Consider the following 17,798-nt stretch of genomic DNA (forward strand, 5'->3'; position numbering starts at 1 on the left):
GGTCATTCCGGGTGGAGGCGCTCCGGTCACACCGGCGACGGACCCGGTCAGTCCTGGTCCCGGTCGGCCGCGTCCCCGTCGTCGACGGTGCCGCCCGTGTCGACCGAGAAGCGGCGCGGCGGCGCCGAGGGCGCGCGGCGCAGCAGGGCGATGCGCTCGCGCCGGTCGCGCGGCCGGTCGGCCGGGGCGGTCCTGGCGAAGTGCAGGCGGGTGAAGGCCAGCGCCTCGGCCAGCTCGCGCATGCGCGCCTGCCGGTCGGGGGCCTTGCGGGTGCTGACCTCCAGGACCAGCTGCCCCTCGAAACCGTTTCCCGCGAGGTACTCCAGGAGTTCGCCCACCGGCTGGCGTCCGCGTCCGGGGATGAGGTGCTCGTCGAGGTTCTGGCCGCCGACACCGTCGGCCACGTGGATGTGGGAGAGGCGGTCGCCCAGGCGTTTGGCCATGTCCATGGCGTCGGAACCGGACATGGCGGTGTGCGACAGGTCGAGCGTGACGTCGGGGTAGTCCCGGTCCAGCGGGTTCCAGCTCGGCGCGTAGGGGACGACCTCCCGGTCGCGGACGCGCACCGGGTACATGTTCTCCACCGCGAACACGACGTCGGTCTCGTCCTGCATGCGGGCGATGCCGCTCTCGAACTCGCGGGCGTAGTCGCGCTGCCAGCGGAAGGCGGGGTGCACCACGATCGTGCTGGCGCCCAGGGCCTCGGCCATCTCCTTGGAGCGGACGAGCTTGCCCCAGGGTTCCCTGCCCCACACGCGCTGGGTGAGGACCAGGCAGGGTGCGTGGACCGCGGTGACGGGGATCTGGTGGTAGTCCGAGAGGCGCCGCAGGAGGTCGATGTCCTGGCTTGCCGGATCGGAGGAGACGAGCACCTCCACGCCGTCGTACCCCAGCTTCGCGGCGATCTCGAAGGCGGCCGGGGTCTTCTCCGGGTAGACCGACGCCGACGACAGGACGACGGGCGCGTCTGGGACCTGGATAGGGCTCACGCAACCCAGACTATGCGCTACGAACCCTCTCGTGCGTACCGCCCGAGTGAACGCGGCGTGCCGTTTCCCGTCCCCCTCCCCGCGCGGCGCGGTCCGGGCCGGGTGTCCGGAGGCGCCGTCGGCCGCCTCGGGGCCGGTGGTGCGGCGGGGTGCGCCGAGNGTGGTGGGAGGTTCCGCGTGTGCACCCGCGGAACCCTCGGTGTCGTGGTGTGCCGACCGCCACGTCTTCGGGGCGGTGGCGCGAGTCGTGTTGCCCAACTCCCCCTCGCTGCCGGGCACGGTGCCGCGCGGCTGTCTGCGGTGCGGGGTTCTCGGGGCTGGCCGGGTTCACTCCCCGGAGCGCGTGGGGCGGCCGTCAGCTTCGCGGGCGAGGCCTGCCCGCCTCACAGCCGCACGGCGCCTGCGAGGTTGTAGCGGGTGACGTCCCGCTCACGGACGTGGTCCCCCGTCTTCGGGGCGTCGATCATGCGGCCGTCGCCGAGGTAGATGGCGACGTGGTAGGCGTAGCCGCCGCTGTCGGCCCAGTACAGGAGGTCTCCCCTGCGGGCGTCGGAGTAGGAGATCCGGTCTCCGGCCCTGACCTGGTCGTGCGCGATGCGGGGCAGGTCCACCCCGACCTGTTCGAAGGACCACTGCACGAGGCCCGAGCAGTCGAACCCGCCCGGGCTCTCGCCTCCCCAGACGTAGGGGGTGCCCTTCTGCGACTCGGCGGCGTTGATGGCACGCTCCACCGTCGACCTGGACAGCGACATGTGGACGCGCTCGGCCCCGGCGGGGTCCCGCTCCGCGTCCAGCAGGTGCTGTACCGGGCGCAGCGGCTGGACGGGCTGGGCGAGGGCGGGCGCCGAGCCGGCGGCCAGGGCGGCCGCGGTGATCGCCGCGACGGCGAGTCCGCGCGGCCCGTTCCGTCGCGTGTGAACGGGCGAGGCCTGCCGCCCCGGGTCCGTGGGACGACAGGCCTGCGTTCGCTCAAGGTGTCGCGGTATTCGCATGACGGTGGTTCTCCCGTTCCGGGTTGGCGCGGCGCGGCGCCCACGCCCCTGTGGCGTGGATCTCTCTTCCGCGACGCCCCACCATTCGTCACACAAAAAAAGCGATATGTCACTCTCCGTGTCGGGACTAGCGGCCAAAGAAGGTAAAGAGTCCTTGACTTTCAGGGGATAAAAGCGGTCAGTTCATGACCGAACGGACTCCCTATCCCGCAGCCTGGTCACCCCCGGTCACGCGGCCTCGTCCGCGGGCACGGGCAGCCCGAGCGTCTCGCCGACGAAGTCGGCCGTGGCCTCCATTCCCAGGTAGTTCGGGTGCACCGGAGCCCCGTTCTCGGGGATCAGGCCCTCCACCCAACGGGTGTCGTTGGGCTGGCAGACGTCGTGGCCGCGTTCGAGGACGTCCACGAAGACGGCGCCCTGGGCCTCGGCCTCCTCCTCGATCATCGCGTTCAGCGCGGTCTGGGCCCGGTCCAGGAACGGGACGTCGCCCACCGCGATGGGGGTGCTCGGCCAGCAGCCCCAGCGCTCGGGCAGGATCTGGAGGTAGCCCACGGCCAGGACCGTGGCGTTGGGGCTGCGCTCGGCGATGTCGGCGTAGACCTGGGAGACCTCCGGGCGCAGGTTCTCGATCCGCTGGTCGAGCTCGTCGCCGTAGTGGTCGGCGCACGGGTCGCCGATCGGGTTGCTCAGGCTCTGCTTCGCGCACTCCAGCAGAACCTCGGAGAAGCCGAAGTCGTTGCCCGAGATCCCGACCGTGACCAGGTCGGTCTCGGACGTCAGAGCGTCGAACTGGGGCGGCGTGTCGCTGAACTGCGGCTCGTAGAGGTCGTTGATGACGGCTCCGGAGCAGCTGGCGTCCGTGAACTCGGCGACGCCGAGCCGCTCGGCGAGCATCGTCGGGTAGTTGTTGGACGTACGCAGGCAGCCCAGCAGCGGCATCCGGGTGTTGACCCTCTCCTCCCTGATGAGCGGTCCGGCGACGAAGGAGTCGCCGAGGGAGACGTAGTGGTCGAAGGACGTGGCCTCCGCCTGTTCGGCGGCTGCGGGCGACGCGACCAGGGACACTCCCAGCACGGCGACGGCCACGGGGGCCAGGGCTCGGCGCAGGACTCGGGACGCGGCGGTGTCAGATGTACGGGGCACGCGGGCTTCCTCTCCAAGAGCGGGGGCGGTGGAGTTGTCGGACCCTAGGAATTCTTTAACACGGCCTACGTGAGAAAGCTCATAACTCGTAGGTAACTTTCGTGTGTCTCCGAGTCGGCGTCGCCCTTGGGTCTCCGCTTCGCTTCGGCCCGCCCGTCGCCCTCCACCACCCTCAACGGACGGCCTCCGGCCGCAGCACCCCCCTCTTCGTCGCCCTCCACCACCCTCAACGGACGGCCTCCGGCCGCAGCACCCCCCTCTTCGTCGCCCTCCACCACCCTCAACGGACGGCCTCCGGCCGCAGCACCCCCCTCTTCGTCGCCCTCCACCACCCTCAACGGACGGCCTCCGGCCGCAGCACCCCCCTCTTCGTCGCCCTCCACCACCCTCAACGGACGGCCTCCGGCCGCAGCACCCCCCTCTTCGTCGCCCTCCACCACCCTCAACGGACGGCCTCCGGCCGCAGCACCCCCCTCTTCGTCGCCCTCCACCACCCTCAACGGACGGCCTCCGGCCGCAGCACCCCCCTCTTCGTCGCCCTCCACCACCCTCAACGGACGGCCTCCGGCCGCAGCACCCCCCTCTTCGTCGCCCTCCACCACCCTCAACGGACGGCCTCCGGCCGCAGCACCCCCCTCTTCGTCGCCCTCCACCACCCTCAACGGACGGCCTCCGGCCGCAGCACCCCCCTCTTCGTCGCCCTCCACCACCCCCAACGGACGGCCTCCGACCGCAGCACCCCCCTCTTCGTCGCCCTCCACCACCCCCAACGGACGGCCTCCGACGCAGTACCTGTCGTCTCACCTCCAGCCCCTCCAGGGCCCCGCGGGCACCCGGACCGCGCCGTGCGCCGGAGCTGTCCCCGGGAGCCGCTAGCGTTGCGACCATGGCGAAGGCAGCGAAGACCACGTTCCGGTGCACCGAGTGCGGGTGGAGCACCCTCAAGTGGGTGGGGCGCTGCGGCGAGTGCCAGGCCTGGGGCACGGTCGAGGAGGCCGGTGCCCCCGCGCCCGCCGCCGTCGCGCCCGCGCCCGTCACCTCCCGGGCCCGACCGATCACCGAGATCAGCGTGGAGAGCGCCGAGGCCGTCCCCACCGGCGTCGACGAGCTCGACCGGGTCCTGGGCGGCGGAGCGGTCCCGGGCGGCGTGGTGCTGCTCGCGGGCGAGCCCGGCGTGGGCAAGTCCACCCTGCTGCTGGAGGTCGCCGCGATGCGCGCGGCCGAGGGGCCCGTGCTGTACGTGACCGGTGAGGAGTCGGCCGGGCAGGTGCGACTGCGCGCCGAGCGGCTCGACGCGCTCTCCGACAAGCTCTACCTGGCCGCCGAGACCTCCATCGCCTCCCTGGTCAGCCACGTGGACGCGGTCGGGCCGCGGCTGCTCATCGTGGACTCGGTGCAGACCATGGTCTCCCCCGACGTCGCGGGCGTGCCCGGCGGCGTCACGCAGGTCCGGCAGGTGGCCGGTGCGCTGATCCAGATCGCCAAGGAGCGCGGGATCGCCACCGTGCTCGTCGGCCACGTGACCAAGGACGGTTCCATCGCCGGTCCCCGGCTGCTGGAGCACCTGGTGGACGTGGTGCTGCACTTCGAGGGCGAGCGTCACTCCCAGCTGCGGCTGCTGCGCGCGGTCAAGAACCGGTACGGCCCCACCGACGAGATCGGCTGCTTCGAACTGACCGAGTCGGGCATCGTCGGCCTGCCCGACCCGAGCGGGCTGTTCCTCACCGAGCGCACCGACCCGGTACCGGGCACGTGCGTCAGCGTCACCCTGGAGGGGCGGCGCCCGCTGATCACCGAGGTACAGGCCCTGGTCGCGCCCACACCGCTGCCCGCGCCGCGCCGCGCCACCTCGGGCCTGGACACCTCACGGGTCAACATGATCCTCGCCGTGCTGGAGAAGCGCACCGGCATGAGGCTGGCCAACATGGACGTGTACGCCTCCACGGTGGGCGGCGTGAAGCTGACCGAGCCCGCCGTGGACCTGGCGTTGGCCATGGCGGCGGCCAGCTCCAACAACGACGTCGCGCTGCCCGCGGGCTTCGTCGCGATCGGCGAGGTGGGCCTGGCGGGCGACGTGCGCACCGTGAGCGGCGTGCGGCGCCGGGTCACCGAGGCACAGCGGCTCGGCTTCACCGAGGCGATCGTGCCCAAGCACTTCGGCGACCCGGTTCCGGGCATCCGCGTCCACGAGGTGGATGAGCTGAGCGAGGCCCTGAGCCGGGTGGCCAAGCGGCCCAAGCGCGCACGCGCCCCCCGCGGCGAGGACTGAGCCGGAGCCCCGAGCAGGCACCCGCTAGAAGTCGAAGACCGGGCCCTTCTCGCTCAGGAGCACGCACGCGTTCGAGAACTCCTCCCGGTAGTTCTCGGTGCCGTAGGCCACGGCGACCACGGGAGAGTAGACGAACGGGCAGGCCTTCTCCTCTCCCTCCACGGCCGCGATCGAACCGGCCTCGTCGATGGCGGCGCAGGCCTCCTCGGCCCGGGGGTGGTTGCCCGCGGCCACGGGAGCGCACACCAGGGTGGCCTCCCGCGTCTGGTGGTTCTGGAGGTCGTGGACCCTCAGGATGTAGCCGTTGTCCGCGACCCGCCCCGCGGCGTGCGCGGGCGCGACGAGCGTCAGCGCGAGGACGGGAGCGGCGGCCAGGGCCAGGACGGTGCTTTTCACGACAGCCTCCAGGGACGTGCGCGATCAGGAGTCAGCACGGATGGTAACTGAATACTCACAGAAAGGCGCCGCTTTTCCGGGGGATCGCCGGAATTCGTTTCCACCCGGTTCCGGCCCTGCCCGAACCCCGGTCGCAACGACGAGGGGCGGGGACGCCGCGACCCTTCCCGGCGTCCCCGCCCTTCCTGCGGACGCGTCGCCGCGCCCGGGTCAGCGGAGCAGCGGGAGCAGAGCCGCCAACCAGTGGTCGGCGATCCTCCGGTTCCCGCTTTCGGAGGGGTGCACCCCGTCGTAGGTGTCCGTGTCGGTGTCGAAGCCGGTCCACTGGTCGACGACCACGACCGGCGACCTCCTCGTGTCCAGCGACTCCGCCCACGCGGGGATGGCGGCGTTCAGGTCACGTACGCGCCGCCCGCACGCGGCGCAGCTGCGCTCGGGGTCCATGGGGATGATCTGCGCGACCATGATCCGCATACGGGGATCGTGCTCCCGCATCTGCGCGACGAGCGTGCCGTAGGCGTCCAGGATGGTCCCGGTGGGAACCGCGCTCCAGACGTCGTTGGTGCCGAAGTGCATCATCACCACGTCCGGATCCGTCCGGTCCAGCCAGTCCACGAGCAGGCCGCGCCGGGCGACGTCGGTGACGAGGAACCCGCCGTGGCCCTCGTTGTCACCGTCGTGGGCGAAGCCGCAGCCGTCCCCGGGACGGGTCCCCACGAAGTCCGCCTCCGTGTGCCCCGCCTCCATCAGGTCGGCCCACAGCAACGCGCGCCAGCATCCGGGGGAACCCGTGATCGAGTCGCCCAACGGCATGATCCGCACCGGTTCCTCCCTCCCCCCGCGGTCGGTGTCGGCCCAGGCGGGAGCCGTCGGCGCGACCAGCACGGCCGCGGCCAGTCCGATCCCGGCGGCGAGTCGCGCCGCGGTCCGCGAGAGTCGGTTCTTCATGTGGGAACTCCTTGGAGTGAGAGCGGGCGCCCCCGGAGGAGCGCCCGCTTGGGAGCGCTCCCAACCGCAGGAAGCGTATCCCCGAACCACAGCGACGTAAAGGGGGTTCTCCGGAGCCGCGGAACCGTCACCCCGGTACCGGGACCGTCGAAGCGCGCGGAGGGACGGAGGGCGGAGGGGCGGAGAACACGACGGGGCCGGGGGCGTCGCCCCCGGCCCCGTACGGTACGGCCGCTCAGGCCTTCAGCTGGAACGCCAGTTCGTCCGGGTTCCCGGCGTACTCTCCGTGCAGGTCGGCGCGGTACCAGCCGGGCTGCGCGGTGGCGTCGGTGCCGCGGCAGTCCTCGAAGGAGCGCACGCGCTCCCAGGTGAAGGTGTACGTGTACGGGACGCCCCTGCTGAGCTGGCGGCTCTCGGTCTCCTCGCCACCGGCGCAGTCCGCGGTGGAGAAGATGCGGTCGTCACCGGAGTGGATGAGGATCTCCATCGCCTGACCGCCCACCTCCACGGTGCAGGTCTGCTCGGCGGTGTTCACCACGGAGATCCGGAAGGAGGGCTTGGATCCGGCGCCGTGGATCTCCTGGCCCCCCTCCAGTTCGAAGCTGACCACGACGTCCTGCGGCCGGCAGGGGTCCTCGGAGCTCTCGGGAGCGGGCACCTCGCCCCCGCCCTCACCGTCGTCCCCGCCGTCGGCGGACCCGCCGTCGCCTCCCCCGCCTCCGGAGGTACCGGCCTCCTCCGCGCCGTCGGAGGGATCGGCGCTCTCCTCCGCCCCGTCGGACTCCCCAGCCGAGGGTTCCGCGCTCTCGCCCGCGGAGGGCTCGGTGGGTGCGACACTGGGAGAGGCCTCCATGCCCGCCTCCGACCGGGTCGGTTCGCCGGTCTCCTCGCCGGAGGGGCGGCAGGCGTACGCGATGAGCGCGATCACCAACAAGGCCCCGGCCAGCACGAAGGCACGCCGCTTCCAGTAGGTCTCGCGGCTGACGGCTCCTGGTTGTCCGGTACTTGACGCCATGCGCCGTAGTATTGCGGTTTTGCCTCCTCCTCACCTACTCAACCCGCCGATTCCCAGTTAAAGATGAGCGATAACCCTTACAGCACCCCTGTTCTGGCGTGGTACGAGACCAACGCCCGCGACCTTCCCTGGCGTCGGCCCGACGCCTCCCCGTGGTCGATCCTGGTCAGCGAGATCATGCTCCAGCAGACGCCCGTGGTGCGGGTCCTGCCCGCCTGGCGTGCCTGGATGGAACGCTGGCCCACCCCCGCTGACCTGGCCGGGGAGCCCTCGGGTGAGGCCGTGCGCATGTGGAATCGGCTCGGGTACCCGCGTCGCGCACTGCGCCTGCACGCGTGCGCCGTGGCCATCACCGAGGAGCACGGCGGCCGGGTCCCGGACGACCACGCCACCCTGCTGTCCCTCCCGGGCATCGGCGCCTACACCGCCGCGGCCGTGGCGAGCTTCGCTTTCGGGCAGCGGCACGCCATTCTGGACACGAACGTTCGCCGTGTCCTCGCGAGGGCCGAAACCGGGATCCAGTACCCACCGAAAACCCAGACCAAGGCGGAGACCGCCCTCGCCGAGTCCCTGTTGCCGCCCACGCCCTCGGTCGCCGCCCGCTGGGGCGTGGCCGTCATGGAGCTGGGCGCGCTGGTGTGCACCGCCCGCACGCCCGCCTGCGCGGACTGCCCGATCGCCCACCAGTGCGCCTGGAAGCTGGCGGGCAAACCCGCCTACGACGGTCCGCCCCGGCGCGGCCAGACCTACGCGGGCACCGACAGGCAGGTGCGGGGACGGCTGCTGGCCGTGCTGCGCGAATCCGCCCATCCCGTGGCCAAGGACGCGCTGGACGTCGTGTGGGACGACCACGTCCAACGCGAGCGGGCCCTGGACGCGCTGGTGTCCGACGGGCTGGTCGACCCGTTGGACGACGGCCGGTACGCCCTTCCGAGCTGAGCGTCCCGTGGCCCTCCCCTGCGGGAGGGCCACGACCCTCAGTCCGCGGCGTACCGCGAAGCGGCGGTTCCGGTGGTACCGGAGGGGTTCGCCTCGGTCCCGGAGTGACCGCCGCTGCACGGCGCGCCCGGCTCGGGGGTGTTCTCCCCCTGGACGAACTCGACGAGGTACTCGGTCAGACTCGGGTCACCGGCGGCCTCCAGGGAGAGCTGGGAACCCCAGGCCGACGCGACCACGGGGGCGGGCAGGCCCTCCACGGGGCTGATCACCAGGTAGTCGCCGGGCGAGTAGTGGCTGGTCAGGGTCCGGACCTGGTCATCGGGAAGCCCGGGGTCGTAGGTGATCCACACGGCGCCGTGCTCCAGGGCGTGGACGACGTACTCGGAGCGCAGCGGCTCGTCGTAGACACCGCAGTTCTGCCAGATCGGGTAGTGCGGGCCGCCCGCGGGCGGGAACATCGCGTAGTCGACGGTCTCACCCTCGTCGACGTGCTGGGCGGAGAGGTCCTCGTAGTACCGCACCTCGTCGAGACCGCCCACGGCGGTACTGCCCGTACCTTCCGCGCCGCCGGGCTCCGAGAGCAGCGCCACCGCGGCGATCCCGCCGCCCACCATGAGGACGACCACGAGGACGACCGCGCCGATGATCAGTCCGACCCCGCCCCCGCGCCTCCGCGGCGGTTGGTGCGGATACGGGCCGTGGGGCCCCTGCGCGGGCGGCATCCCGCCCGCGGGGAACTGGCCGCCCGGGGGGACCTGCCCGCCCGGGGGGACCTGACCTCCGGGAGGCGGCCCCGTCTGTCCCCCGGTGGGAACTGGCCTCCGGGGGGCTGGCCCCCGGGCGCGCCGGGGTGTCCCGGCGGCCCCTCGCCCTGTTGGGGGGCGTGGGGGCCGGGTCGCGGCTGCTGGTGCCGGACCTGCCGCGGATCGGGTTGTCGAGGATCTGGTTGAGTCACGCTCGCACACTAACCCCCCCACGCCGACGGGGGCACCCCCGAAGGGATGCCCCCGTGTCACACCTGGTCAGGCGGTACTACTCGCGCTTGCCAGCGGCCGATTCCTCGACCTCGGGCGTGTCCGGCACCTCGGCCGGCTTCGGCACGCCCTTGAAGGTGAACCTGGCGTCCGTGCCCTGGCCCTCGACGTCGATCACCACGATCTGACCGGCCTTGAGGTCGCCGAAGAGGATCTTCTCCGACAGCTGGTCCTCGATCTCCCGCTGGATCGTCCGGCGCAGCGGCCGGGCGCCCAGCACCGGGTCGAACCCGCGCTCGGACAGGACCTCCTTGGCCTTGGGCTTCAGCTCGATCCCCATGTCCTTCTCCTTGAGGCGGGTGTCGAGGCTGGCGACCATGAGGTCGACGATCTGGATGATCTCGTTCTGCGTCAGCTGGTGGAAGACGATGACGTCGTCCACACGGTTGAGGAACTCGGGACGGAAGTTGTTCTTGAGCTCCTCGCTGACCTTCGCCTTCATCCGCTCGTAGTTGGTGTTGGCGTCGTCCTCCTTGGCGAAGCCCATGGCCACGCCCTTGGAGATGTCCCGGGTGCCCAGGTTGGTCGTCATGATGATGACCGTGTTCTTGAAGTCGACGTTGCGACCCTGGGCGTCGGTGAGACGACCCTCCTCCAGCACCTGGAGCAGCGAGTTGAAGATGTCGGTGTGGGCCTTCTCGATCTCGTCGAACAGGACCACGGAGAACGGCTTGCGGCGCACCTTCTCGGTGAGCTGGCCGCCCTCCTCGTAGCCGACGTACCCGGGCGGGGAACCGAACAGCCGCGAGACCGTGTGCTTCTCCATGAACTCGGACATGTCCAGCTGGATCAGCGCTTCCTCGTCCCCGAACAGGAACTCGGCCAGGGTCTTGGACAGCTCGGTCTTACCGACACCGGACGGACCGGCGAAGATGAACGAACCACCCGGGCGCTTGGGGTCCTTCAGACCGGCACGGGTCCGGCGGATCGCCTGGGAGAGCGCCTTGATGGCGTCCTCCTGGCCGATGACGCGCCGGTGCAGCTCGTCCTCCATGCGCAGCAGCCGGGAGGACTCCTCCTCCGTGAGCTTGAAGACCGGGATGCCGGTGGAGGCGGCCAGGACCTCGGCGATGAGCTCCTCGTCCACCTCGGCCACGACGTCCATGTCGCCGGCCTTCCACTCCTTCTCCCGCTGCGCCTTCTTGTTGAGCAGCTGCTTCTCGTCGTCACGCAGCGACGCGGCCTTCTCGAAGTCCTGCGCGTCGATCGCGGACTCCTTGTCGCGCCGCACGCCCGCGATCTTCTCGTCGAACTCGCGCAGGTCCGGCGGAGCGGTCATCCGGCGGATGCGCATCCTGGACCCGGCCTCGTCGATGAGGTCGATGGCCTTGTCGGGCAGGAACCGGTCGCTGATGTAGCGGTCGGCCATCTGCGCGGCGGCCACCAGCGCACCGTCGGTGATGGAGACCCGGTGGTGGGCCTCGTAACGGTCGCGCAGACCCTTGAGGATCTCGATGGCGTGCTTGATGGAGGGCTCGTCCACCTGGATCGGCTGGAAGCGGCGCTCCAGAGCGGCGTCCTTCTCCAGGTACTTGCGGTACTCGTCCAGCGTGGTCGCGCCGATGGTCTGGAGCTCACCCCTGGCCAGCATGGGCTTGAGGATGGAGGCGGCGTCTATGGCACCTTCCGCCGCCCCCGCTCCGACCAGCGTGTGCAGCTCGTCGATGAACAGGATGATGTCGCCGCGGGTACGGATCTCCTTGAGCACCTTCTTGAGGCGCTCCTCGAAGTCACCGCGGTAGCGGCTGCCCGCCACCAGGGCGCCCAGGTCCAGCGTGTACAGCTGCTTGTCCTTGAGCGTCTCGGGGATCTCGCCCTTGACGATCTTCTGGGCCAGGCCCTCGACCACGGCCGTCTTACCGACGCCGGGCTCACCGATGAGGACCGGGTTGTTCTTGGTCCGCCGCGAGAGCACCTGCATGACGCGCTCGATCTCGTTGTCCCGGCCGATGACCGGGTCGAGCTTGCTCTCCCGGGCGGCCTGGGTCAGGTTGCGGCCGAACTGGTCCAGCACCAGCGAGGTGGAGGGAGTGGACTCCGACGACGCGCCGGTGGCCTGCGGCTCCTTGCCCTGGTAGCCGTGCAGCAGCTGGATGACCTGCTGGCGCACGCGGTTGAGGTCCGCGCCCAGCTTGACCAGGACCTGGGCGGCCACGCCCTCGCCCTCGCGGATCAGGCCCAGCAGGATGTGCTCGGTACCGATGTAGTTGTGGCCGAGCTGAAGCGCCTCGCGCAGTGACAGCTCCAGGACCTTCTTGGCACGCGGGGTGAAGGGAATGTGCCCCGACGGAGCCTGCTGGCCCTGGCCGATGATCTCCTCGACCTGCTGCCGAACCGCTTCGAGGCTGATACCAAGGCTCTCCAGAGCCTTGGCGGCGACACCCTCACCCTCGTGGATGAGGCCGAGCAGGATGTGCTCCGTACCGATGTAGTTGTGGTTGAGCATCCTGGCCTCTTCCTGGGCCAGAACCACCACTCGCCGCGCGCGGTCGGTAAACCTCTCGAACATGTCTCGTCGCTCCTCTACAGAGCGGTCAGGCAGGGACGGTTCACTCCGACCCAACTCTTCCGCATATCGGCCCCACAGGGATTAACCGCCCCGGGGAGCACTGTCGCACCCGTCCGAACGGTCGACCGGCTGCCGACCAGACGGACGTCTCCGTACGGCCGGCCGAAGCCGCCCGTGCCAGAGACTTTCCCCGACGATAGGGCGTTCACCCAACATCCAACTACTCATTGCGGCGCCAGATTTCCCTGTACGCCGAAGGCGAACGGCCCGGGCACTCCTTCTGTCACAGGAGTGCCCGGACCGCGCACGTGTAAGCGTTATCGGCTCTGAGCGAACAAGGCCGCCCCTTCTTCCGACGGCCGGAAGGGAAAGCGGAAAATGCGCTCCGCCGGCCGGATCCGGCCGGGATCGCGGGGAGCACCGGGCCCCGGGTCTCGGGTCCCGCGGCCGGAGCCGCAGGACCGGAAGAGAGGGCCTCGTCGCGCGGTCGTGGAGCGCGTGGCGACCCGGATCCGTACGGGGCCCGCAAGGGACGGCGGTGTCACGACGCCGCGGCGGGTGATCCGGCCCCGCCGTGCCTCGCCGTCCGGCCCACCGCGTGGGTGTGGCGGCGGAGGCTGGGGCCACGAGGGCTGGGTCGCCGCTGTCATCGGCGCGGAACCGTATCCACCGTTCCGCACCGCCCGGAAGGACCCGTCGTATCCCCTGACATCCCGTGTCACTGGGCCGCGACGCGGCCCGGGATGGTCGGGTTCGGGTGTCTCGCCCCGGCAGGCACCGACCGCAATTCGATCAAGACCTGACAACATTTCGGCGAACCGGGGTCAGGCGGCAAACCTAGCCCTTGATGGCCTCATATTCGGCGACGATCGCCGCGGGGATACGGCCGCGCTCATTGACCGGCTTGCCCGCGGCCTTCGCCCACGCGCGAATCTCGGCGCTGCGCTCACGGCTCGGGGCATTCCTGCTGCCACCCCGGCGGCCCGTGCCGCGCGACGCCTTGGCCGGAGCCTTGCGGGCGGCTTCGACGAACGGAGTAAGGGCCTCGCGGAGCTTGGCCGCATTACCCGCGCTGAGGTCGATTTCGTACACGGAGCCGTCCAGTCCGAACGTCACCGTCTCCTCGGCCTCGCCGCCGTCGAGGTCGTCGACCAGGAAAACCTGGACCTTCTGTGCCATGGAATCAAACCTTTCAGAAGAGCGGTGTCTCCACACCTGAATATAAAGCTATCTCGCGTGAACGCGGAAGACAATTCCCGGCGTGCCTGAAATCACCTGGATCCGGCCCCGGTTTCGGGCTCGGTTGAGCAGCGCGGGGGCGGCGAGTGGCCCGCGCACGCGTGAAGCCGGTTCATCGCCCTCCGGAGGGAGCGCGATCGATCAAGTACCGTATCAACGACCGTCGGATTCGGCCCGTTCCCCGCTCTGGGCAATCGGCGCCGCGTCCGCCGCCCCGGCCCCACCGGATCCGGCGGCGCCCTCGGCCCCGTCCCCGACCTTGGCCGCCTCGTCCTTACTGACCAGGCTTCCGTCCATCCGTCGCGGCGCCATCTCCTTGCGCAGCAGCTGGATGATGAAGGTGCAGAAGACGGCACCGACAACCACCGGTGGGATGAGCGCCGACAATACGTCGATCAGCCCCGGGGGAAGCACCGACGACAAAAAGTCACCCATCGAAGCGGTCCACCCTTCCTGGTTGTTACTTATTGCAGCAAATACCCGACTCAGTGTCGGCCTGCTCCTGGGGGATGACTCGCCGGGCACCCGGGCAAACGCATACCGGACATCATAGACATCGTTTGCCCCCCGTTTGACACCGGATGTACCCGAGGGGCCTCCGGCAAACCCGATGGGGACCAATGTCCGGCCGTGCGTTCGGCGTCCTCGTGTGTCCTCGGGGGAACACGGTGCCCGTCGGGGCCAAATCCCGTGACCCTTCGCCACCGCCCGGTGGGACTTCCTTCAACGTGTGGACGGGCCTCTCCCCTGGGGTACACATTACCCGCCCCCTTCCCCGACCTCGCCATCCGGTTGTGTATAAGCCGGAGACCGACACCGGCGTTGCCCCGTCCGGGGGCCGTAAGGGGAAGGCCGCGAGTGGGCGCGAAAACCTTTAGACACGGGCGGTTCGCGTTGCCTCGCCCAGGTGCACAAGCATGCGCGTGTTCCCGAGGGTGTTGGGCTTAACCCGCTCCAGGTCGAGGAATTCGGCGACACCTTCGTCATAGGAACGCAGGAGTTCCTCGTACACGCGGGAGGAGACGGGCGTGCCCTGGATCGGGGCAAAGCCGTGTTTGGCGAAGAAACCTGTCTCGAATGTCAGACAGAACACACGTCGCACGCCCAACTCACGCGCGGTGTCGAGCAGCTCGGCCACGACCCGGTGGCCGACGCCGAGGCCGCGCATGGAGGGGTCGACGGCGACGGTGCGCACCTCCGCCAGGTCCTCCCAGAGCACGTGCAGGGCCCCACAGCCCACCACGCGGCGCTCGGAGGCGTCAGGGTCGTCGGAGCTGCCGGGGGGCGGCGTACCTGGCGCGTCGGGGACCAGCTCGGCCTCGGCGACCCAGAACTCCTGGATGTCCTCGTAGAGGTTGACGGTGCTCTTGGAGAGCACCCGCCCGTCGACGGTGTAGGTGTCGACGAGGCGGCGGATGTGGGCGACGTCGCGCGTCCGGGCGCGACGCACGTGAACATGGCGAACGGGCATAGCCGGACCAGACTATGCCCACGGCCCTCCGGTGGCGGACACGGTGCGGTCCGCGTACACGTCGGCACCCACCGGTGAACCGGTGGGTGCCGTGGTGTGCGCGTCCGCGTCCACCGGATCGCCCTTCCTCCGGCGGGCGCCTTCTCCGGCGGACGCCCGCGCCGCCGTGTGCCCGAGGCGCTCCCGCGCCGGGCCCGCTCAGATGAGCTGGCGCCGTGCGGCCCAGACGACCGCCTCGATGGGCGTGTTCACGCCGAGCACGTCGCAGATGTTGCGGATGCGGCGGCGCAGGGTGCGGGCGCTGAGTTCGAGGTGCCGGGCCGCCACCTCGGTGGTGACACCGGTGGCGATCTCGGCCAGCAGTTCGAGCTCCTCGCGGTTCAGCTCCACCGGCGCGTAGGGGCTGTTCACAGCCGTCTCACGCGGGCGGGACTGTAGGGGTACCACGCCCTCCCGGTACTCCCTCGCCTGGAAGGCGCCCTGGTCATCAGCGGTGCGTCGTACGAGTGTGGCCTGTTCCACTCCGTCCTCCCTCATCCATGTGAGTGCGGAACATCAACTCGTCACCTGGTGGACGCGAGCACACCGGGGGCGGGGCCTCCCCCTCCACCGGTGCGACGGCTCACTCCGCGCACGGCCGTCTCCCCGATCCCTCTGGCACAGGGACGGGGGCGGGTGCACGGGGCCGCAGGGGCCGGTTCGTTGGGGCCTGGGACGGACAGACCCCACCGAGGGCGCACATGCGTGCGGGGCGTGGGATCCGCCTTCCGGCGGTCGCTCTCCCCGCTCACCGTCGTTCTCGATCCACTTCGGCAAACTCCGCGGGCCTCGACCCGCTCTCAGCACGCTAGGCCGCAGAGATGATACCGTCAAGGCCCGATAAATGACCATCTGTAGTTATACCGGCCCCTTCTGTGACAAGGTCATGGAAGGGAAAATACGTCAGGCACAGTGACCTGCGTAAACAACCGCCAGCGGAGAGTGTTCACCAGAAGGGCCGCACCAGGGGCAAAAAACTCCGGTCTGTCGGATGGGACACCCCTTTCTGGCCACCGATTCGCGGTGTCTGTCCGCGTGGTGAGGCGCGTCCCCCGATCCGTGGGCCTCCCGGGCCGGGGCGGGACCGCGGCCCCGCCCCACCCTTCGGATACCCGACCGAGCCTGTTGCGTACTCGGTCAACCCGACCCCATGGCGGTTTCGGTCAATCCCCGGAAGGCTTCACGATCGGGAAAAGCACAGTTTCCCGGATGTTCTTTCCGGTGAAGGCCATGAGCAGGCGGTCGATGCCGACGCCCACGCCGCCCGTCGGCGGCATTCCGTACTCCAGGGCCCGCAGGAAGTCCTCGTCCAGCTGCATCGCCTCGGGGTCGCCCTCGGCGGCCATGAGCGACTGCTGGGTGAGACGCTCGCGCTGCTCGACCGGGTCGACCAGTTCCGAGTAGCCCGTGCCCATCTCCATGCCGAACCCGATGAGATCCCACTTCTCGGTGAGCAGGGGGTCCTCGCGGTGCTGCCGGGTGAGCGGGCTCGTCTCCACCGGGAAGTCCCGCACGAAGGTGGGCTGGATGAGCGTGTGCTCCACCAGCTCCTCGAAGACGTGCTCGACGAGCTTGCCCTGGCCCCACGCGGGGTCGTACTCGACCCCCCTGGCCCCGGCCAGGCGGCGGACCTCCTCGACCGGCGTGCGCGGGTCGACCTCGGCGCCCAGCGCCTCGGACACCGCTCCGTACAGGGTGACCTGCGGCCACTCACCGCCCAGGTCGTGGGTCTGGCCGTCCCGCTCGACCACGGTGGAGCCGAACACGGCGCGCGCCGCCTCCTGGACGAGTTCGCGGGTCAGGTCGGCCATGACGTTGTAGTCGGCGTAGGCCTGGTAGAACTCCAGCATCGTGAACTCGGGGTTGTGCGTGGAGTCCGCGCCCTCGTTCCGGAAGTTCCGGTTGATCTCGAAGACCTTCTCCAGACCGCCCACGACCAGCCGCTTGAGCGACAGTTCGGGGGCGATGCGCAGGTACAGGTCCATGTCGTAGGCGTTGATGTGGGTGGTGAACGGGCGCGCCGTGGCGCCGCCGTGCACCTGCATCAACATGGGCGTCTCGACCTCGATGAAGTCGCGGGAGCTGAGCCCCTCACGGATCGCCCGGATGGCGGCCGAGCGGCGGCGCACCATCTGCTGGGACTCGGGGTTGACGATGAGGTCGACGTAGCGCTGGCGTACCCGGGCCTCGGGGTCGGTCAGGCCCTTGTGCTTCTCCGGGAGCGGACGCAGGCACTTGGCGGTCAGCGTCCAGGCGCTCACCAGGATCGACAGCTCACCCCTGCGGGAGGTGATGACCTGACCCTCCACACCCACGTGGTCGCCGAGGTCGACGTCGGCCTTCCAGGCGTCGAGGCGCTCCTTGCCGACCTGGTCCAGGGACAGCATGATCTGGACGTCGCCGGTCTCGTCGCGCAGCGTCGCGAAGCACAGCTTGCCGCCGGTGCGGTAGAGCATGACGCGACCGGAGAGGGAGACCTCCACACCCGTGTGGGTGTCCGGTTCCAGCCCCTGGTGTTTGTCGCGCACGGCCCCGATCGACGTCGTCCGCGGGAAGGTCACGGGGAAGGGGTCGGTGCCCTCCTCCCGCAGCCGGTCCAGCTTCTGCCGCCGGACCCGCATCTGTTCGGGCAGGTCGTCGTAGGTGTCGTCGTGCGCGTGATTCACGCGCACGATCCTACCGGCGTCCCGGTGCCCGCCCGACCGGTTCCGGCGGAGCGCCGGAGGCGTCGGCCGCCTACCCGGGCGGACCTGGAACAACCCGGCGGAGGGCCGCTCACTAGTATTGCGCTGCCCTGCCCCGCGTTCCCTGCCAA

16 protein-coding genes are annotated in these 17,798 nt (G+C 70.3%); 2 read left to right on the plus strand and 14 right to left on the minus strand.

All coding sequences use genetic code 11. The features are described 5' to 3' along the window. Positions 1 to 47: 47 nt before the first annotated feature. The 4 genes from D455_RS0103095 to D455_RS0103110 form a co-directional block, all read right to left on the minus strand. Positions 48 to 989, minus strand: a complete 942-nt coding sequence (locus D455_RS0103095) for a sugar phosphate isomerase/epimerase family protein (protein WP_017569306.1) — start codon at positions 987 to 989, stop codon at positions 48 to 50. Positions 990 to 1,372: 383 nt separating this feature from the next. Beyond that, positions 1,373 to 1,981 carry a C40 family peptidase gene (locus D455_RS0103100; RefSeq protein ID WP_017569307.1) on the minus strand — a complete coding sequence of 203 codons (609 nt, stop codon included), beginning with the start codon at positions 1,979 to 1,981 and terminating at the stop codon, positions 1,373 to 1,375. A gap of 228 nt (positions 1,982 to 2,209) precedes the next feature. Continuing rightward, on the minus strand, positions 2,210 to 3,124 hold the full coding sequence (locus tag D455_RS0103105; RefSeq protein WP_026122265.1) for an SGNH/GDSL hydrolase family protein: 915 nt from the start codon (positions 3,122 to 3,124) through the stop codon (positions 2,210 to 2,212). Between the two features lie 65 nt (positions 3,125 to 3,189). Further along, the gene (locus D455_RS0103110) at positions 3,190 to 3,885 is read right to left on the minus strand and encodes a hypothetical protein (RefSeq protein ID WP_152486991.1); all 696 of its coding nucleotides are present in this window, start codon (positions 3,883 to 3,885) and stop codon (positions 3,190 to 3,192) included. Positions 3,886 to 4,010: 125 nt separating this feature from the next. Between D455_RS0103110 and radA the strand changes: the two genes are divergently transcribed. Then, positions 4,011 to 5,393, plus strand: a complete 1,383-nt coding sequence (gene radA / locus D455_RS0103115; RefSeq protein ID WP_017569310.1) for a DNA repair protein RadA — start codon at positions 4,011 to 4,013, stop codon at positions 5,391 to 5,393. Between the two features lie 24 nt (positions 5,394 to 5,417). On the opposite strand, the gene D455_RS0103120 is transcribed toward radA, so the two are convergent. The 3 genes from D455_RS0103120 to D455_RS0103130 all read right to left on the minus strand — a co-directional run bounded on the left by D455_RS0103120 (position 5,418) and on the right by D455_RS0103130 (position 7,686). After that, on the minus strand, positions 5,418 to 5,789 hold the full coding sequence (locus D455_RS0103120; protein WP_017569311.1) for an SSI family serine proteinase inhibitor: 372 nt from the start codon (positions 5,787 to 5,789) through the stop codon (positions 5,418 to 5,420). 210 nt (positions 5,790 to 5,999) lie between these two features. Next, entirely contained in the window at positions 6,000 to 6,737 is a 738-nt protein-coding gene (locus D455_RS0103125; protein ID WP_017569312.1) for an SGNH/GDSL hydrolase family protein, read from the minus strand. 235 nt (positions 6,738 to 6,972) lie between these two features. Next, positions 6,973 to 7,686 (minus strand): hypothetical protein, encoded by a 714-nt coding sequence (locus tag D455_RS0103130; RefSeq protein WP_017569313.1) that lies wholly within the window; start codon positions 7,684 to 7,686, stop codon positions 6,973 to 6,975. A 129-nt stretch (positions 7,687 to 7,815) separates the two neighbouring features. On the opposite strand from D455_RS0103130, the gene D455_RS0103135 reads away from it, so the two are divergent. After that, the gene (locus tag D455_RS0103135; RefSeq protein WP_017569314.1) at positions 7,816 to 8,691 is read left to right on the plus strand and encodes an HhH-GPD family protein; all 876 of its coding nucleotides are present in this window, start codon (positions 7,816 to 7,818) and stop codon (positions 8,689 to 8,691) included. Positions 8,692 to 8,729: 38 nt separating this feature from the next. Here the strand turns inward: D455_RS0103135 and D455_RS0103140 are convergent, their stop codons facing one another. The 7 genes from D455_RS0103140 to lysX form a co-directional block, all read right to left on the minus strand. Continuing rightward, positions 8,730 to 9,413, minus strand: coding sequence for a DUF3105 domain-containing protein (locus tag D455_RS0103140; protein WP_017569315.1), 684 nt, complete (start codon positions 9,411 to 9,413; stop codon positions 8,730 to 8,732). A gap of 310 nt (positions 9,414 to 9,723) precedes the next feature. Then, complete coding sequence (locus D455_RS0103145; RefSeq protein ID WP_083922110.1) at positions 9,724 to 12,234, minus strand: ATP-dependent Clp protease ATP-binding subunit; 2,511 nt, start codon at positions 12,232 to 12,234, stop codon at positions 9,724 to 9,726. Between the two features lie 837 nt (positions 12,235 to 13,071). Beyond that, on the minus strand, positions 13,072 to 13,413 hold the full coding sequence (locus D455_RS0103150) for a histone-like nucleoid-structuring protein Lsr2 (RefSeq protein WP_017569317.1): 342 nt from the start codon (positions 13,411 to 13,413) through the stop codon (positions 13,072 to 13,074). A 213-nt stretch (positions 13,414 to 13,626) separates the two neighbouring features. Next, positions 13,627 to 13,908, minus strand: coding sequence for a hypothetical protein (locus D455_RS0103155; protein ID WP_017569318.1), 282 nt, complete (start codon positions 13,906 to 13,908; stop codon positions 13,627 to 13,629). A gap of 439 nt (positions 13,909 to 14,347) precedes the next feature. Next, entirely contained in the window at positions 14,348 to 14,944 is a 597-nt protein-coding gene (locus tag D455_RS0103160; protein WP_017569319.1) for an amino-acid N-acetyltransferase, read from the minus strand. A 198-nt stretch (positions 14,945 to 15,142) separates the two neighbouring features. Further along, entirely contained in the window at positions 15,143 to 15,466 is a 324-nt protein-coding gene (locus tag D455_RS0103170) for a helix-turn-helix domain-containing protein (RefSeq protein WP_017569321.1), read from the minus strand. Positions 15,467 to 16,146: 680 nt separating this feature from the next. Then, complete coding sequence (gene lysX, locus D455_RS0103175) at positions 16,147 to 17,742, minus strand: bifunctional lysylphosphatidylglycerol synthetase/lysine--tRNA ligase LysX (RefSeq protein WP_275040870.1); 1,596 nt, start codon at positions 17,740 to 17,742, stop codon at positions 16,147 to 16,149. Positions 17,743 to 17,798: the final 56 nt, after the last annotated feature.

The sequence above is a fragment of the Nocardiopsis halotolerans DSM 44410 genome (genome assembly GCF_000341065.1).
GTDB classification, from domain to species: domain Bacteria; phylum Actinomycetota; class Actinomycetes; order Streptosporangiales; family Streptosporangiaceae; genus Nocardiopsis; species Nocardiopsis halotolerans.

What these genes read in the sequence shown, in the direction of transcription:
- radA (WP_017569310.1), top strand. Translation starts at nt 4,011, where the DNA reads ATGGCGAAGGCAGCGAAGACCACGTTCCGGTGCACCGAGTGCGGGTGG.
- D455_RS0103155 (WP_017569318.1), bottom strand. Translation starts at nt 13,908, where the DNA reads ATGGGTGACTTTTTGTCGTCGGTGCTTCCCCCGGGGCTGATCGACGTA.
- D455_RS0103100 (WP_017569307.1), bottom strand. Translation starts at nt 1,981, where the DNA reads ATGCGAATACCGCGACACCTTGAGCGAACGCAGGCCTGTCGTCCCACG.
- D455_RS0103160 (WP_017569319.1), bottom strand. Translation starts at nt 14,944, where the DNA reads ATGCCCGTTCGCCATGTTCACGTGCGTCGCGCCCGGACGCGCGACGTC.
- D455_RS0103140 (WP_017569315.1), bottom strand. Translation starts at nt 9,413, where the DNA reads ATGCCGCCCGCGCAGGGGCCCCACGGCCCGTATCCGCACCAACCGCCG.
- D455_RS0103125 (WP_017569312.1), bottom strand. Translation starts at nt 6,737, where the DNA reads ATGAAGAACCGACTCTCGCGGACCGCGGCGCGACTCGCCGCCGGGATC.
- D455_RS0103145 (WP_083922110.1), bottom strand. Translation starts at nt 12,234, where the DNA reads ATGTTCGAGAGGTTTACCGACCGCGCGCGGCGAGTGGTGGTTCTGGCC.
- D455_RS0103150 (WP_017569317.1), bottom strand. Translation starts at nt 13,413, where the DNA reads ATGGCACAGAAGGTCCAGGTTTTCCTGGTCGACGACCTCGACGGCGGC.
- D455_RS0103135 (WP_017569314.1), top strand. Translation starts at nt 7,816, where the DNA reads ATGAGCGATAACCCTTACAGCACCCCTGTTCTGGCGTGGTACGAGACC.